The sequence below is a fragment of the Nocardioides mangrovi genome (assembly GCF_020073815.1).
Taxonomy (GTDB): Bacteria; Actinomycetota; Actinomycetes; order Propionibacteriales; family Nocardioidaceae; genus Nocardioides; species Nocardioides mangrovi.
In genome coordinates, this window is record NZ_JAIQZJ010000003.1 from 376334 (window position 1) to 392387 (window position 16054).

Below are 16054 nucleotides of genomic sequence, written 5' to 3' on the forward strand. Positions count from 1 at the left end.
CCGGGGCCCCCGTGCTCGGTCACGCCGATCGCCTCCGCTTCCGCTTCGATGGGCTCCTCGGCCCGGCGCGACCCTTCGACGTCCGCGCGGCCGCCCCCGTCGCAAGCGGCCAAGATACCCGCCCCGGATCGGCCCAGGCCACCCGGACGGCCACCGTGGTGGAGACCGCCAGGTCCGCCGGCAGCTCCGCGCCGAGCGTGAGCACCTCCGGCGCGCCGCACCCCCACCGCGCGAGCTCGTCGGCCGCCTCCTCGATCTCGGTCTCGATGGAGCTGCCCTTCATCGCCAGCAGCGCCCCGGTGGGCGCGACGAGTGGCATCGACCAGTCGAGCAGCCGGCCCAGGGGAGCGACCGCCCGCGACGTCACCACGTCGAACGTCCGCTCGCCGTGCAGCGCGTCAGCCCGGCCGCGCACCACCTCGACGTGGTCGAGCGCCAGCGCGGTGACGACCTCCTCCAGGAAGGTGGTGCGGCGGAGCAGCGGCTCGACGAGCGTGATCCGCAGGTCCGGCCGGGCGATCGCCAGGACCAGTCCGGGCAGCCCGGCTCCGGACCCGATGTCGCAGACCGACACGTCCGCCGGGATCGGCTCGGCGAGGAGGGCGCAGTTCACCAGGTGCCGCTCCCAGAGGCGGGGCGCCTCCCGTGGGCCGATCAGCCCGCGGATCACACCGTCCGTCGCCAGCAGGCCGGCGTACCGCTCCGCGAGCGGCAGCCGCTCAGACGAGAACACCCTCCGCGCCGACTCCGGCGTGGAGGGTGTTTCACGTGAAACGTCGCTCATCCGAGCACGGTCCTCCCGGTCACGCGGGCAGCACCACGACGAAGCGACGCGGCTCGACGCCCTCGGACTCCGAGGTCAGGCCGGCGGCCGCCACCGCGTCGTGCACGATCTTGCGCTCGAACGGCGACATCGGGTCGAGCGAGACGGACTCGCCGGACTCCTTGACCTGCGCGGTGGTCTTCTCGGCCAGCTCGACCAGCTCGGCGCGCTTCTGCGCCCGGAAGCCCGAGACGTCGAGCATCAAGCGGGAGCGCTCACCGGTCTCCCGGTAGACCGCGAGCCGGGTCAGCTCCTGGAGCGCGTCGAGCACCTCGCCCTTCGCGCCGACGAGCTGCGACAGGTCCGCGCCGACGATGGACACCGCGGCGCGGTCGCCGTCGACGTCCATGTCGAGGTCGCCGTCGAGGTCCGCGATGTCGAGCAGCTCCTCGAGGTAGTCCGCGGCGATGTCGCCCTCACGCTCGAGCTCCTGGAGGCGAGAGCTCTCCGGCTCCTGCGTCCCGGCCTCGTCGACGCTCTCCGCGTCGACGATCTCTGCCTCGGTGGTCGCGGTGTCGGTCGTCGCTGCGTCGTTCACGGGCTCGCTCACTGGTTGCCTCCCTCGGGCTTCGGCTTCGGGCTCGGGTTCGGCCCGCCGGACTTCTTGCGCTGGCTCTTGGACTGCCGCTTGGGCTGCTGCCGCTGCTGCGGGCGCTGCTCCTCCGGCTCGGGCTCGGGCGCCGCCTCGACCGCCGCCGGCTTGCCGTGCCGCTCGGCCTTGAGCCGGTCGCGCTCGAGCTTGGCCTTCTCGGCCGCGGTGCCCGGCGCCGGGTTGTTCCGGATCACGTAGAACTGCTGGCCCATGGTCCACAGGTTGGAGGTGGTCCAGTAGAAGAGGACGGCGATCGGGAAGGCGATGCCACCGACGGCGAAGACGACGGGCAGCACGTAGAGGAGCAGCTTCTGCTGCTGGGCGTACGGGCCGCTGAGCGCGTCGGCCGGCATGTTCTTGCTCATCAGCTGACGCTGGGTGGTGAAGGTCGTCGCGGTCATCGCGACCACGAGGATCGCGGCCACGATCATCACCGCGACCGAGCCGTCGGCGTTCAGGAACGTCGCCTTCAGCGGGATCCCGAAGAGCTCGGCGTTCTGGAAGCTCTGCGCCAGGTCGGTGGTGATGAAGGCCTTCCCGTCACCCTTCGCGGCGTGGTGGTCGAGCAGCCGGAAGAGCGCAAGGAAGATCGGCATCTGGATCAGCAGCGGGAGGCACGAGGCGAACGGGTTGGTCCCGCTCTCCTTGTAGAGCTTCATCGTCTCCTGGGCGAGACGCTCCCGGTCGTGGCCGTACTTCTTCTGCAGCTCCTTGACCTTGGGCTGGATCAGCTGCATGTTCCGGCTGGACTTGATCTGCCGCACGAAGAGCGGGATCAGCGCCGCGCGCACGGTCAGCGTCAGGCCGATGATCGACAGCACCCAGACCAGACCGCTGTCGCCGTTCAGGCCGATGGTCTCGAACAACCAGTGCCACGCGACGAGCACGGCAGAGATGGCGTAGTACAGCGGCGTCATGATGAAGCCGCCGATGTCGCCGAGGAATCCCACGGATCAGGCTCCTTGCTGGGGTGAGGAAGTGGATCCCGCGCGGAGGCGGGGAGAGCGAGGGGGCACCGGGTCGTAGCCGCCGGCGGCCCAGGGGTGGCACCGGCCGAGCCGGCGCACGGCCAGCCAGGTGCCGACGATGCTGCCGCGCTCCGTCACCGCCTGCAGCGCGTACGCCGAGCAGGACGGGTGGTAGCGGCAGACCTGGCCGTAGAGCGGGCTGATCAGCAGCCGGTAGGCGCGCAGGAACCCGATGAGCAGCCAGCGAACCGGGTCGTACCTCATGCGGGGACCTCCGCCCCGGTGCCGTCCAGCGGGGACAGCACCCGTCGGAGGCAACGCTCGAGGTCGGCGCGGAGTTCCGCCGACGAGGCGGACGCCGCCGCCGGGAGCGCCCGGACCACGAGCACAGCAGAGCCCGGGAGCGACGAGACGTGCTCCCGGGCCAGGTGTCGGAGTCGGCGCTTCACGCGGTTGCGGACGACGGCGTTGCCCACGGCCTTGCTGACCACGAAGCCCACCTGCGGCGGTGCCGCGGAGGCCTCGGCGGGCACCGCCAGATGCACCACGACGGTGCGCGAACCGCTGCGTCGACCCCTGCGGGTCGCGTCGCGGAACGACGCACCGTCGGTGAGGCGGTGAGCCGAGGACAGCACGAGGCTGGCCTGGGTCCGGCGGCCGGAACGGCCGTCAGACGGCGAGGCTCTTGCGACCCTTGCGGCGGCGCGAGGACAGGATGGCGCGGCCGGCGCGGGTGCGCATGCGAAGACGGAAACCGTGCACCTTGTGACGGCGGCGGTTGTTCGGCTGGTACGTGCGCTTGCTCATGAAACTCTCTCCATGGTGTTGTCAGGGCGGTCACGCGGGCCGGGCGGCAGTGCACGTGACACGGTGCTGGTGAACGCCGTGCTGGTGACGTGCGAGCGAGCCTTTCGGCTGGCACCGCCCACCCACGCGAGAGACAGCTCTGTCGTGGGCATGCGGCACCGGTCGACACCGGGTGACCAACCAACGGTACGCGCTGGGATTCCACAGGGTCAAACCCGCGCAGACCGGTCCGGTGCCCCCCGAGGTCTGCCCGACGTCGGCCGGGCGTCTGCCCTGTGGATGACGGCTTGCCGCCACGCCGACCGGCTTGTTACGTTCGGCCCCACCGAGGTTCCCCGCCGCCCTCGATCCAGACCGGAAGCACCAGGTCGTGTGATGGCCGTCACAGTTGACGTACACCGCCTCTGACCAGCGCAAACGCGTTCCGATCAGGTCCGGGGGTGCGTCTCGGAACGACACTCTCCACAGGGAGGGGGTCAGGTTCACAACCTGTGGACAAAGTTGTGGACTCCCAGCAGTGACCGCACCGCGACACGACCTGACGGGTTCTCCTGCGAGAGCTTGCGGGCTCCGTCACGATGGGGCACTCGACCGGAGCTCCGGACCCAGGACACCCAGCCGGGTCAGCCGGAGAGACCAGACGACGAAAGCGGGAGCGGTGGAGCAGCACACCTCGGACCTCGATGCGGCCTGGCGGGGCGTCGTCGACGACCTCCAGCCCAACCAGCGGGCCTGGCTGCGCGCCAGCGAGCCGGTGACCCTCCACGAGAGCACGGCCATCGTGGCCGTCCCCAACGACTTCACCCGCAACCAGCTCGAGGGCCGGCTGCGCGCCCAGCTCGAGGACGCCCTGACCGTCCGGTTCGGCCGGGAGATCCGGATCGCGGTCACGGTCAACCCACAGCTCGAGGACGTCGGGCCGCTGCCGGGCCAGGAGATCGAGGACGACTCGTCGACTAGTCGAGAGATCGATATGTCGACAAACGTCGCCGCGCCCAGCGTGGAGCCGGTCGTCCCGTCCGCACCCGAGCCCGTCGACGCGGGCGCCACGCGCCCCAGCTCCTCGCTCGAGACCCGGCTCAACCCGAAGTACACCTTCGAGACCTTCGTCATCGGCTCGTCCAACCGCTTCCCGCACGCGGCCGCGGTGGCCGTGGCCGAGGCGCCGGGCAAGGCCTACAACCCGCTCCTCGTCTACGGCGACTCCGGGCTGGGCAAGACCCACCTGCTCCACGCGATCGGCCACTACGTGCGCTCGCTCTACACCGGCGCGAAGGTGCGCTACGTGTCGAGCGAGGAGTTCACGAACGAGTTCATCAACGCGATCCGCGACGACCGGCAGGACCGCTTCAAGCGGCGCTACCGCGACGTCGACGTGCTGCTCATCGACGACATCCAGTTCCTGGAGGGGAAGACCCAGACCCAGGAGGAGTTCTTCCACACCTTCAACACGCTCCACAACGCCAACAAGCAGATCGTCCTCACCTCCGACCGCGCGCCCAAGCGGCTCGAGGCACTGGAGGACCGCCTGCGCAACCGGTTCGAGTGGGGCCTCATCACCGACGTGCAGCCGCCGGACCTCGAGACCCGGATCGCGATCCTGCGCAAGAAGGCCGCCATGGACCGGCTCACCGCGCCCCCGGACGTGCTCGAGTTCATCGCCTCGAAGATCCAGACCAACATCCGCGAGCTCGAGGGCGCGCTGATCCGGGTGACGGCGTTCGCCAACCTCAACCGCCAGGAGGTCGACATGACCCTGGCCGAGATCGTCCTCAAGGACCTGATCCCCGAGGGTGGCGAGCCGGAGATCACGGCGGCGCTGATCATCGCCCAGACCGCGGCCTACTTCGGGCTCTCCATCGAGGAGCTCACCGGCCCCAGCCGCGGCCGGCACCTGGTGATGGCACGCCAGATCGCGATGTACCTGTGCCGCGAGCTCACCGACCTGTCGCTGCCGAAGATCGGCGCGCAGTTCGGCAACCGCGACCACACGACGGTCATGTACGCCGACCGGAAGATCAACCAGCTGCTCGCCGAGCGCCGCGCGGTCTTCAACCAGGTCAGCGAGCTCACCAACCGCGTCAAGATGCAGGCACGTCAGGTCTGACCCAGGTTCGCGAGCAGCCCCCGGAGCCGCTCGCGGAGCTCGACCAGCTCGGCCAGCGAGAGGCCCATCGCGTCGAACAGCTGACGCGGGACCTCCGACACCTGCTCGCGGAGCCGGTCGCCTGCCTCCGTGACCTCCACCAGCACCCGCCGCTCGTCCTCGGTGTCGCGGCGCCGCACGACGTGGCCGGCCGCCTCCAGCCGCTTCAGCAGCGGGGTCAGGGTGCCCGAGTCGAGCAGCAGCCGCTCGCCGAGCTCGCCCACGCTCAGCGGGCCGCCGGCCTCCCAGAGCGCGGTCATCGTGAGGTACTGCGGATAAGTCATCCCGACCTCGGCCAGCAGGTCCGCGTAGGTCCGGGTCACCGCCCGCGTCGCCGCGTAGAGCGGGAAGCAGAGCATGTCGTCGATGGAGAGCTGTGCCGGGGTGGCCATGGCTCCAGGCTACTCCTTGCACAATTCCATTGCGCACAATAGATTCGTGCGCATGACTCCTCTCTACACCGCCTCCGCGGTCGCGACCGGCGACGGGCGCAACGGCCACGTCACCTCCACCGACGGCATCCTCGACCTCGACGTCCGCATCCCGAAGGAGATGGGTGGCGCCGGCGGCGCCACCAACCCCGAGCAGCTCTTCGCCGCCGGCTACGCCGCGTGCTTCCACAGCGCGCTGCGCCTGGTGGCCGGCCAGGCCGGGGCCGACGTCAGCGAGTCCGAGGTCGTCGCCGACGTCTCGATCGGCACCAACGACGCCGGCGGCTTCACCCTCGCGGTCCAGCTGGAGGTGACGCTGCCGAACGTCGACCACGACCAGGCCGAGCAGCTCGTCGGCCAGGCCCACCAGGTCTGCCCCTACTCCAACGCCACCCGCGGCAACATCGAGGTCACCCTCACCGTCGAGTGAGGACCCGAACCACAACGATGTGAGATGTGGAGCCGGTGTGCAGCCGGTCGCCGGTCACCGGGGACGGCCTGTGGAACAACGGGCCGTCCTCCACCGCCCCGGATCGGCGTGCACACCGGCCCCCGCGTCGTCCACACGCCGTCCACACCGCCTGTGCACGCCGATTTCCGCCGCTGACCTGCACGAACGATGGTTCTCCACAGTTTCCACGGATGCTGTGACTCCCACGTACCTCTACACGGTCCCGATCTCGGTCAACATCCATCCGGGCGCCCACCTGGGGAGAACTCCCCCGAACCTCCCGCCCGTCGGCGCCGCATGGCAGGATGCGCATCCCGACAACTCCTTGCCCGGGATCCCTGTAGTTCGCCGACCCGAAGGAACCACCGTGAAGTTCCGCGTCGAGCGCGACGTGCTGGCCGATGCCGTCGCCTGGGCTGCCCGCAGCCTCCCGGTCCGTCCCAGCGTCCCGGTGCTCGCCGGACTTCTCATCGAGGCGAGCGACGACGGCCTGGTCCTGTCGACCTTCGACTACGAGACCTCCGCACGTGCCACGCTCAGCGCCGAGGTCAGCGACGAGGGTCGTGCCCTGGTCAGCGGCCGTCTCCTGGCCGACATCTGCCGCAGCCTGCCCGCCAAGCCGGTGGAGATGGTGCTCGACGGCGCCCGGGTCTCGCTCACCTGCGGGTCGGCCCGCTTCAGCCTCCAGACGATGCCGGTCGAGGACTACCCCGCCCTCCCGGACATGCCGGCCGCGACCGGCACCGTCTCCAGCGAGGACTTCGCGCACGCCGTCGCGCAGGCGGTGACCGCCGCCGGCCGCGACGACATGCTCCCGGTGCTGACCGGCGTCCGGATCGAGATCGAGGGCTCGACGATCTCGCTGCTCGCCACCGACCGCTTCCGCCTCGCCCACCGCGAGCTCGAGTGGAACCCACGCACCCCCGACGAGTCGGTCGCCGCCCTGGTGCCCGCCCGGGTCCTCGGCGACACGGCCAAGTCGCTGACCGCCGGCGGTGAGGTGACCATCGCACTCGCCGCCACCGGGTCCGGCGAGGGCATCATCGGCTTCGAGGGCCAGGCAGCCGGCGGCCACCGGCGTACGACGACCCGTCTGCTCGACGGCGAGTTCCCCAAGGTCCGCAGCCTCTTCCCGAACGAGCACCTCACCACCGCGCTCGTCGACAAGACGGCGCTCATCGAGTCGGTCCGCCGCGTCGCGCTCGTCGCCGAGCGCAACACCGCGGTCCAGCTCGCCTTCAACGAGGGGGTCCTCACCCTCGACGCCGGCTCCGGCGACGAGGCCCAGGCGTCGGAGTCGATCTCCGCGACCATCGACGGCGAGGACCTGACCACGGGCTTCAACCCGCAGTTCCTGCTCGACGGGCTCGGTGCGATCGACCAGCCGGTCGTCGAGCTGGCGTTCACCCAGGCCTCCAAGCCGGTCGTCATCAGCGGCTCGGTGGAGGAGGGACAGACCGACACGTCGTTCCGCTACCTGCTGATGCCGCGACGCCTCCTGTCCTGACGCCAGGTCCGCGCCCTAGGCTGAGGCCCATGGACATCGGACTCGTCGGTCTCGGCAAGATGGGTGGCAACATGCGCACCCGCCTGCGCAACGCAGGCCACACGGTGGTCGGGTACGACCGCAACCCCGACATCGCGGACGTCGACAGCCTCGCCGCCATGGTGGAGAAGCTGCCGTCCCCCAAGGTCGTGTGGGTGATGGTCCCCGCCGGCGACCCGACCCGCGAGACCATCCGCGAGCTCGGCGACCTGCTCGGCGAGGGTGACCTCGTGGTCGACGGCGGCAACTCGAAGTGGACCGACGACCAGGAGAACGCCGCGATGCTGGCGGAGAAGGGCGTCGGCTTCGTCGACTGCGGCGTCTCAGGTGGCGTCTGGGGTCTGCAGAACGGCTACGCCCTCATGTGCGGCGGGTCCGACGAGGACGTGGCGAAGGTGCAGCCCGCGCTCGACGCGCTCAAGCCCGACGAGGGCGGTTTCGTGCACGCCGGCAAGAAGCCCGGGGCCGGCCACTTCGCCAAGATGGTCCACAACGGCATCGAGTACGCCATGATGCAGAGCTACGCCGAGGGCTGGGAGCTGCTCGAGAAGGTCGACCTCGTCGACAACGTCACCGAGGTCTTCGACTCCTGGCGCTCCGGCACCGTCATCCGGTCCTGGCTGCTCGACCTGCTGGTCGCCGCGATCGAGGAGGACACCCACCTCGAGAAGATCGCCGGCTACGCCGAGGACTCCGGCGAGGGCCGGTGGACCGTCGAGGCCGCGATCGAGCACGCCGTCCCGATGAACGTCATCGCCGCCTCCCTGTTCGCGCGGTTCACCTCGCGCCAGGAGGACAGCCCGGCGATGAAGGCGATCGCCGCGATGCGCAACCAGTTCGGCGGGCACGCGGTCCACACCGAGCCGCCCGCGGGCGGCGACGCCCCCACGTCGTAGTCGGGGCGTAGCCCGACCGTGTACGTCTCCCACCTGTCCCTGCACGACTTCCGCTCCTACACGTCGGCGGACGTCGAGCTCGGCCCGGGGGTGACGGCCTTCATCGGCCGCAACGGGCAGGGCAAGACCAACCTGGTCGAGGCGATCGACTACCTCTCGCGACTCGCCTCCCACCGGGTGGCCAGCGACGCGCCCCTCGTGCGGGCCGGCGCGGACCAGGCCGTGGTCCGCGCCGCCGTGGTCCGCGACGGGCGTACGGCGGTGCTCGAGGTCGAGATCAACCCGGGCAGGTCCAACCGCGCCCGGGTCAACCGCTCACCGCTCCCCCGCTCGCGGGAGCTGGTCGGCCTGGTGCGCACCGTGGTCTTCTCCCCCGAGGACCTCACCCTGGTCAAGGGCGACCCCTCGGACCGGCGGAAGTTCCTCGACGACCTGCTGGTGCTGCGCGCCCCGCGGCTCGCGGGCGTCCGGTCCGACTACGACCGGATCCTCAAGCAGCGCAACTCCCTGCTCAAGACGGCCGGCGCCGCGCGGCGGGGGTCGTCCGCCCAAGAGGGCGCGCTCTCGACCCTCGGCGTCTGGGACGCCCACCTCGCGCGCGTCGGCGGTGAGCTGCTCGCCGAGCGGCTGCTCCTGGTCGACGCGCTGCGCCCGTACGTCGGCAAGGCCTACGAGACGGTCGCGCGCGGGGCGACCCGTGACGACGCGGACATCACCTACCGGCCGTCGTTCGAGCTCGACGGCCAGACCTCCCGCGCGGATCTCACCGAGGCGTTGCTCGCCGAGGTCGAGCGGCGCCGCAACGACGAGCTCGACCGCGGCCTCTCGCTCGTGGGACCGCACCGCGACGAGCTCCTCTGCACCCTGGGCGAGCTGCCGGTGAAGGGCTACGCCTCCCACGGGGAGTCCTGGTCGTTCGCGCTGGCGCTCCGGCTGGCGTCCTACGACCTCCTGCGCTCGGACGGCGACGACCCGATCCTCATCCTCGACGACGTCTTCGCGGAGCTCGACAGCGAACGGCGTGCGCAGCTCGCCGAGCTCGTCGCCGGCGCCGAGCAGGTGCTCGTCACGGCGGCCGTCGGGGCCGACGTACCTGAGGTGCTCACCGGCACCCGCTACGCCGTCGGCGGGGGCGAGGTCGTCCGTGAGCAGTGACGAGCCCGACGCCGTCGACGAGCCGGCGGACGGGGCCGAGCAGCAGGAGCACCAGGCCGACGGGCTCGACCTGGCCCGCGCGCAGACCCGCGCCACCGCCAAGTCGACGCCGGCCGCCCGGACCCGGCAGCGCCGCAAGGACACCCCGAACCGGGGCCGGGTCAGCGGCGCCCACCCCGACGACCGCGACCCGCAGCTCCTCGACGCCACCCTCGGCCGCCTCGTCGCCGACCACGGCTGGGACCTCGACCTGCGGGTCCAGGGCGTCTTCGGCCGGTGGGCGGAGCTGGTGGGTGCCGAGGTCGCCGACCACTGCACGCCGGAGACCTTCGCCGACGGCCGGCTCGTGGTGAGGACCGACTCGACCGCGTGGGCGACCCAGCTGCGGCTGCTCGCGCCGACCGTCGTCCGACGGCTCAACGAGGAGCTCGGCCACGGGACGGTGACGCTCATCGACGTGCTCGGGCCGCACCTGCCGACCTGGAAGAAGGGGCCGCGCTCGGCCCGCGACGGACGGGGCCCGCGCGACACCTACGGGTGAGCCCCACCAGCCCCGCGCAGACGATCTGCCGGGCTCGCCGTCGTACAGGGACCTCACCGCACCCCTGTTCGGCGCTCCGAGCGCCGCTCACGGGGCGCTCACGGGCCGATTTCCGGCGTCGTCGTCCCAAGGCCGAAGTGGCGCACGTGTTCTGAGGCCTTCTGGCGGGTATCATGGACGTTGGCCGCTCGGCGCCCGCGCAGGCGGCCATCTCCATGTGAAGACCGCCGTCAGAAGAGGTGCGCGTGAGCGACGTCAACCCCGTCGAGCCGAGCCAGTCGCCCGACGAGACCCCCGTCCCCGCCCCGACCACCAGCTCTCCCTCGACCAACCGCGTCGAGACCGAGTACGACGCCTCCGCGATCCAGGTCCTCGAGGGCCTCGAGGCGGTCCGCAAGCGGCCCGGCATGTACATCGGCTCGACCGGTGAGCGCGGCCTGCACCACCTCATCTGGGAGATCGTGGACAACGCGGTCGACGAGGCGCTGGCCGGCCACTGCGACCGGATCGTCGTCACCCTGCTCGCCGACGGCGGCATCCGCGTCGAGGACAACGGCCGCGGCATCCCGACCGGCACCGCTCCCGGGCAGGAGCTGCCCGCGCTGACGCTCGCCCTGACCGTCCTGCACGCCGGTGGCAAGTTCGGCGGCGGCGGCTACAAGGTCTCCGGCGGCCTGCACGGCGTCGGCGTCTCGGTCGTCAACGCGCTCTCGAGCAAGGTCGTCGCCGAGGTCAAGAACCGCGACCACCTCTGGCGCCAGACCTTCACGGTCGGCGTGCCCGACGGCGACCTCGAGGAGGTCCGCCCGATGGAGGCCGGTGAGCGCACCGGCACCACCATCACGTTCTGGGCCTCCCCCGACATCTTCGAGACCACGACGTACTCCCTGGAGACGATCACCTCGCGGATCCGCGAGTACGCCTTCCTCAACAAGGGCCTGGAGATCGTCGTGCGCGACGAGCGGCCGCAGGCGGAGGAGATCGCCGACGCGGTCGAGGACGACACCGTCGCCGAGGACGTCGACCAGCAGCGCGCCGACAGCCTCAAGCGGAGCGAGAGCGGCGGCATCGAGCAGGTCTTCAAGTACGACCGCGGGCTCGTCGACTACGTCGAGTACATCAACCGCAAGAAGCAGCCGGCCAACCCGACGATCATCTCCTTCGAGGCCGAGACCCCCGACTCGGTCGAGAACCACATGAGCCTCGAGATCGCGATGCAGTGGAACACCTCCTACACGGAGTCGGTCCACACCTTCGCCAACACGATCAACACCCACGAGGGCGGCACTCACGAGGAGGGCTTCCGCGCGGCGCTCACCTCCCTGGTCAACAACTGGGGCTTCGAGTGGGGCCTGATGAAGAAGCAGGAGGACCGGGTGTCGGGCGACGACATCCGCGAGGGCCTCACGGCGATCATCTCGATCAAGATCGGCGAGCCGCAGTTCGAGGGCCAGACCAAGACCAAGCTCGGCAACACCGAGGCCAAGGGCTTCACCCAGCGGATCGTCAACGACCAGCTGGGTGCGTGGCTCGAGCAGAACCCGCAGGAGGGTCGCGACATCATCCGCCGCGCCCAGGCCGCGGCGTCCGCCCGGATCGCCGCGCGCAAGGCGCGCGACCTGGCCCGCAACCGCAAGGGCCTGCTCGGCGGCGGTGGCCTCCCCGGCAAGCTGCGCGACTGCAGCTCGCGCAACCCGGAGGAGTGCGAGGTCTTCATCGTCGAGGGCGACTCGGCGGGCGGCTCGGCGGTCATGGGCCGGGACAACCGGATCCAGGCGATCCTCCCGATCCGCGGCAAGATCCTCAACGTCGAGAAGGCCCGCATCGACAAGGTCCTCGCCAACACCGAGGTCCAGGCGATCATCTCCGCGCTCGGCACCGGCGTCCACGAGGAGTTCGACCTCGAGAAGCTGCGCTACCACAAGATCGTGCTGATGGCCGACGCCGACGTCGACGGCCACCACATCAACACGCTGCTGCTGACGCTGCTCTTCCGCTTCATGAAGCCGCTGATCGAGGCGGGTCACGTCTACCTCGCCCAGCCGCCGCTCTACCGGATCAAGTGGAACAAGCCGCACGAGCACGAGTTCGTCTACTCCGACGCCGAGCGCGACGCGGTCATGCGCGACGGCCAGGAGCAGGGCAAGAAGCTGCCCAAGGAGGCGCCGATCCAGCGCTACAAGGGTCTGGGCGAGATGAACGCCGACGAGCTGTGGGAGACCACCCTCGACCCCGACCAGCGGGTGCTGCTCCAGGTCACCCTCGAGGACGCCGCGCAGGCCGACGAGATCTTCTCGATCCTCATGGGCGAGGACGTGGACCAGCGCCGTTCCTTCATCCAGCGCAACGCCAAGGACGTCCGATTCCTGGATATCTAGCCGTCTAGGACGAGCACTAGATTCCAGTAGAGGCGACGAGAGAGACAAGACGACGTGACTGAGCAGACCAGCAACCTCGGCAGCGGCGAGGGCGGCGGGGGCGGACGGATCCAGCCCGTCGACCTCCAGGAGTCGATGAAGCGGTCCTACATCGACTACGCGATGGCGGTCATCGTCGGCCGCGCGCTGCCCGACGTACGCGACGGGCTCAAGCCGGTGCACCGCCGGGTGCTCTACGCGATGTACGACGGCGGCTACCGCCCCGACCGCGGCTTCAACAAGTGCGCGCGCGTCGTCGGCGACGTCATGGGTAACTACCACCCCCACGGCGACTCGGCGATCTACGACACCCTCGTCCGGCTCGCCCAGCCGTGGGTGATGCGCTACCCGCTGGTGAGCGGCCAGGGCAACTTCGGCTCGCCGGGCAACGACCCCGCCGCCGCGATGCGGTACACCGAGTGCCGGATGGCGCCGCTGGCCATGGAGATGGTCCGGGACATCGACGAAGAGACCGTCGACATGACCCCGAACTACGACGGCAAGACCGAGGAGCCGACGATCCTGCCGGCCCGGTTCCCCAACCTGCTGGTCAACGGCTCGGCCGGCATCGCGGTCGGCATGGCCACCAACATCCCGCCGCACAACCTGCGGGAGGTCGCCGAGGGCGCGACGTGGGCGCTCGAGCACCCCGACGCCACCCGCGAGGAGCTCCAGGACGCGCTCCTCGAGCGGATCAAGGGCCCCGACTTCCCCAACGGCGCGCTGATCGTCGGGCGCGAGGGCATCGAGCAGGCCTACCGCACCGGCCGCGGGTCGATCACCCAGCGGGCGATCATCGAGGTCGACGAGGACAAGTCCGGCCGGACCGTCCTCGTGATCACCGACCTGCCCTACATGGTCAACCCCGACAACCTGCTCATGAAGATCGCCGAGCTCGCCGACGCGGGCAAGGTGCAGGGGATCAGCGACGTCCGCAACGAGACCTCCTCGCGCGTGGGCCAGCGCATCGTCGTCGTGCTCAAGCGCGACGCGGTGGCACGGGTGGTCCTCAACAACCTGCTCAAGCACACCGAGCTGCAGACCAATTTCTCCGCGAACATGCTCGCGCTGGTCGACGGGGTCCCGCGCACGCTGACCGTCGACCAGTTCATCAGCAACTGGGTCGAGCACCAGATCGACGTCATCCGCCGGCGCACCGAGTACCGCCTGCGCCGGGCCGAGGAGCGGGCCCACATCCTCCGCGGACTGGTCAAGGCGCTGGACGCCCTCGACGAGGTGATCGCGCTGATCCGGCGCTCCCCCGAGGTCGACGACGCCCGCCGTGGCCTGATCGAGCTGCTGGAGATCGACGAGCTCCAGGCCAACGCCATCCTCGACATGCAGCTGCGCCGGCTGGCCGCCCTCGAGCGGCAGAAGATCATCGACGACCTCGCCGAGATCGAGACGCTGATCGCCGACCTCGAGGACATCCTCGCCAACATCAGCCGCCAGCGGCAGATCGTCATCGACGAGCTCGCGGAGATCGTGAACAAGTACGGCGACGACCGCCGTACCCAGATCATCGCGGCGGCCGGCGACCTCTCGATGGAGGACCTGATCCCCGACGAGGACCAGGTCGTCTCGATCACCCGCGGCGGCTACGCCAAGCGCACCCGCGCCGACCAGTACCGCACCCAGAAGCGCGGCGGGAAGGGCGTCCGGGGTGCCACCCTGCGCGGCGACGACGTGGTGGACCACTTCATCTCGACGACGTCGCACCACTGGCTGCTCTTCTTCACCACGGCGGGCCGGGTCTACCGGACCAAGGTCTACAACCTGCCCGAGGCGTCGCGCGACGCGAAGGGCGGTCACGTGGCCGGGCTGCTGAGCTTCCAGCCCGACGAGTCGATCGCGCAGGTGCTGGCGATCCGCGACTACGAGCAGGCGCCGTACCTCGTGCTCGCGACCCGCAACGGCCTGGTCAAGAAGACCCGCCTGGGCGACTACAACAGCCCGCGCCAGGCCGGCGTCATCGCGATCAACTTCCGCGAGGACGACGACGAGCTGATCGGCGCCGAGCTGGTCAACGCCGAGGACGACATCCTGCTGGTCTCGCGCAAGGGCTCCGCGATCCGCTTCCAGGCGGAGGACGGCCAGCTGCGGCCGATGGGCCGCGCGACGTCCGGCGTGACCGGCATGAAGTTCCGGGACGGCAGCGGCGACCACGTGCTCTCGATGTCGATCATCCGCGCCGAGCAGGTCGCGGCCGAGGAGGCCGCCGAGGCCAAGGCCGAGGCGGCCGGGGAGTCGACCGCCGCGGGCGACCTGCCCGACGTGAAGGAGCAGTACGTCTTCACGATCACCGACGGCGGCTTCGCCAAGCGGACCCGGATCTCGGAGTACCGCATCACCAACCGCGGCGGCCTCGGCATCAAGGCGATGCAGCTGGCCAACGAGGACCGCGGGCAGCTGGTCGGCGCCTTCATCGTCGAGGAGGGCGACGAGGTCCTCTCGATCACCCAGAACGGCCAGGTCGTGCGCAGCCCCATCAACGCCGACTTCCGCCCGACCGGACGCTCGACCCAGGGCGTGAAGTTCGTGTCGCCGAAGTCGGGCGACGCGGTCGCGGTCGTGGCCCGCTCGGTGGAGGCCCGCGAGGACGAGGAAGCGGCCGAGGGAGTGGCCGACGAGGGTGCTGTCGAGGCAACCGAAACGGTTCTCGGATCGTCCGACGAGGGTACGGATGCAACAATCGTGGAGAACGAGCCCGATTCCGACGGGGAGAGTGAAGGCTGATGACCGACCGACAGGACACCGCTGTCCGTGCGCCGCTCGGTGAGCGCGCGACGGCGCCCGTCGGCAAGGCCGCCGGCAGCAACGGCTCCGGCGGCGCCGCCCAGGAGCGCTCCGCGCGCAAGCCACGGATCCCCGGCACGTCGTCGGCCGCCTCCCGGCCGGCCCGCCGGGCCCGGCTGCGCCTGACCCGCATCGACCCCTGGTCGGTGATGAAGACGTCGTTCCTGCTCGCGATCGCCTTCGCGGTCGTGACCGTGGTGTCGGTCTTCATCATCTGGTCCGTGCTCGCCGCGGCCGGGGTGTGGGACTCGATCAACCAGACCGTCCAGGACGTCGTCGGTGGCGAGGACGCCTCGACCTGGGACGTCGAGAAGTACGTCGGCCTCTCCCGGGTCATGGGCTTCACGCTGCTGGTCTCGGTCGTGGACGTCATCCTGATCACCGCGATCGCCACCCTGGGCGCCTTCCTCTACAACATGGCCGCGGCCCTCGTCGGCGGTGTCGAGCTCACCCTCGCGGAGGACGAGCGCTGATCCCACCGGGAG

At 70.4% G+C, this 16054-nt stretch carries 16 protein-coding genes; 9 read left to right on the plus strand and 7 right to left on the minus strand.

Going from position 1 to position 16054, the window contains the following annotated elements; all coding sequences use genetic code 11:
- Window positions 1-19: 19 nt before the first annotated feature.
- From rsmG to rpmH, 6 genes are all read right to left on the minus strand, one after another.
- Window positions 20-733 carry a 16S rRNA (guanine(527)-N(7))-methyltransferase RsmG gene (rsmG, locus tag K8U61_RS08410; RefSeq protein ID WP_224122550.1) on the minus strand — a complete coding sequence of 238 codons (714 nt, stop codon included), beginning with the start codon at window positions 731-733 and terminating at the stop codon, window positions 20-22.
- Between the two features lie 70 nt (window positions 734-803).
- Window positions 804-1373 (minus strand): Jag family protein, encoded by a 570-nt coding sequence (locus tag K8U61_RS08415; RefSeq protein ID WP_372454215.1) that lies wholly within the window; start codon window positions 1371-1373, stop codon window positions 804-806.
- The gene (gene yidC, locus K8U61_RS08420) at window positions 1370-2332 is read right to left on the minus strand and encodes a membrane protein insertase YidC (RefSeq protein WP_263426902.1); all 963 of its coding nucleotides are present in this window, start codon (window positions 2330-2332) and stop codon (window positions 1370-1372) included. Before yidC ends, K8U61_RS08415 begins: the two co-directional genes overlap by 4 nt.
- Window positions 2333-2368: 36 nt before the next feature.
- Window positions 2369-2647 (minus strand): membrane protein insertion efficiency factor YidD, encoded by a 279-nt coding sequence (gene yidD, locus K8U61_RS08425; protein WP_224122552.1) that lies wholly within the window; start codon window positions 2645-2647, stop codon window positions 2369-2371.
- Entirely contained in the window at window positions 2644-3018 is a 375-nt protein-coding gene (gene rnpA, locus K8U61_RS08430) for a ribonuclease P protein component (protein WP_224122553.1), read from the minus strand. The genes yidD and rnpA overlap by 4 nt, the downstream gene beginning before the upstream one ends.
- A 34-nt stretch (window positions 3019-3052) precedes the next feature.
- Window positions 3053-3190 carry a 50S ribosomal protein L34 gene (gene rpmH, locus K8U61_RS08435; protein ID WP_011758123.1) on the minus strand — a complete coding sequence of 46 codons (138 nt, stop codon included), beginning with the start codon at window positions 3188-3190 and terminating at the stop codon, window positions 3053-3055.
- A gap of 658 nt (window positions 3191-3848) precedes the next feature.
- Here rpmH and dnaA point away from each other — a divergent pair.
- On the plus strand, window positions 3849-5297 hold the full coding sequence (gene dnaA / locus K8U61_RS08440; RefSeq protein ID WP_224122554.1) for a chromosomal replication initiator protein DnaA: 1449 nt from the start codon (window positions 3849-3851) through the stop codon (window positions 5295-5297).
- Here the strand turns inward: dnaA and K8U61_RS08445 are convergent.
- Window positions 5288-5728 carry a MarR family winged helix-turn-helix transcriptional regulator gene (locus tag K8U61_RS08445; protein ID WP_224122555.1) on the minus strand — a complete coding sequence of 147 codons (441 nt, stop codon included), beginning with the start codon at window positions 5726-5728 and terminating at the stop codon, window positions 5288-5290. The two genes, dnaA and K8U61_RS08445, sit on opposite strands and share 10 nt — an antisense overlap.
- Before the next feature lie 52 nt (window positions 5729-5780).
- Between K8U61_RS08445 and K8U61_RS08450 the strand changes: the two genes are divergently transcribed.
- The 8 genes from K8U61_RS08450 to K8U61_RS08485 all read left to right on the plus strand — a co-directional run bounded on the left by K8U61_RS08450 (window position 5781) and on the right by K8U61_RS08485 (window position 16042).
- Window positions 5781-6197, plus strand: a complete 417-nt coding sequence (locus tag K8U61_RS08450) for an organic hydroperoxide resistance protein (protein ID WP_224122556.1) — start codon at window positions 5781-5783, stop codon at window positions 6195-6197.
- Between the two features lie 388 nt (window positions 6198-6585).
- Entirely contained in the window at window positions 6586-7725 is a 1140-nt protein-coding gene (gene dnaN / locus K8U61_RS08455; RefSeq protein ID WP_224122557.1) for a DNA polymerase III subunit beta, read from the plus strand.
- A gap of 29 nt (window positions 7726-7754) precedes the next feature.
- The gene (gene gnd, locus K8U61_RS08460) at window positions 7755-8660 is read left to right on the plus strand and encodes a phosphogluconate dehydrogenase (NAD(+)-dependent, decarboxylating) (RefSeq protein ID WP_224122558.1); all 906 of its coding nucleotides are present in this window, start codon (window positions 7755-7757) and stop codon (window positions 8658-8660) included.
- An 18-nt stretch (window positions 8661-8678) separates the two neighbouring features.
- Window positions 8679-9815 (plus strand): DNA replication/repair protein RecF, encoded by a 1137-nt coding sequence (gene recF / locus K8U61_RS08465; protein WP_224122559.1) that lies wholly within the window; start codon window positions 8679-8681, stop codon window positions 9813-9815.
- Entirely contained in the window at window positions 9805-10356 is a 552-nt protein-coding gene (locus K8U61_RS08470; RefSeq protein ID WP_224122560.1) for a DciA family protein, read from the plus strand. The genes recF and K8U61_RS08470 overlap by 11 nt, the downstream gene beginning before the upstream one ends.
- A 245-nt stretch (window positions 10357-10601) precedes the next feature.
- The gene (gyrB, locus tag K8U61_RS08475; protein WP_224122561.1) at window positions 10602-12734 is read left to right on the plus strand and encodes a DNA topoisomerase (ATP-hydrolyzing) subunit B; all 2133 of its coding nucleotides are present in this window, start codon (window positions 10602-10604) and stop codon (window positions 12732-12734) included.
- Between the two features lie 54 nt (window positions 12735-12788).
- The gene (gyrA, locus tag K8U61_RS08480) at window positions 12789-15509 is read left to right on the plus strand and encodes a DNA gyrase subunit A (protein WP_224122562.1); all 2721 of its coding nucleotides are present in this window, start codon (window positions 12789-12791) and stop codon (window positions 15507-15509) included.
- Window positions 15509-16042, plus strand: a complete 534-nt coding sequence (locus tag K8U61_RS08485; protein WP_224122563.1) for a DUF3566 domain-containing protein — start codon at window positions 15509-15511, stop codon at window positions 16040-16042. The genes gyrA and K8U61_RS08485 overlap by 1 nt, the downstream gene beginning before the upstream one ends.
- The last annotated feature ends 12 nt before the right edge of the window (window positions 16043-16054 follow it).

Excerpts from the sequence above, each read along its gene's own strand:
- yidC (WP_263426902.1), bottom strand. The coding sequence starts at position 2,332 with ATGACGCCGCTGTACTACGCCATCTCTGCCGTGCTCGTCGCGTGGCAC.
- yidD (WP_224122552.1), bottom strand. The coding sequence starts at position 2,647 with ATGAGGTACGACCCGGTTCGCTGGCTGCTCATCGGGTTCCTGCGCGCC.
- rpmH (WP_011758123.1), bottom strand. The coding sequence starts at position 3,190 with ATGAGCAAGCGCACGTACCAGCCGAACAACCGCCGCCGTCACAAGGTG.
- K8U61_RS08445 (WP_224122555.1), bottom strand. The coding sequence starts at position 5,728 with ATGGCCACCCCGGCACAGCTCTCCATCGACGACATGCTCTGCTTCCCG.
- K8U61_RS08450 (WP_224122556.1), top strand. The coding sequence starts at position 5,781 with ATGACTCCTCTCTACACCGCCTCCGCGGTCGCGACCGGCGACGGGCGC.
- gnd (WP_224122558.1), top strand. The coding sequence starts at position 7,755 with ATGGACATCGGACTCGTCGGTCTCGGCAAGATGGGTGGCAACATGCGC.
- K8U61_RS08485 (WP_224122563.1), top strand. The coding sequence starts at position 15,509 with ATGACCGACCGACAGGACACCGCTGTCCGTGCGCCGCTCGGTGAGCGC.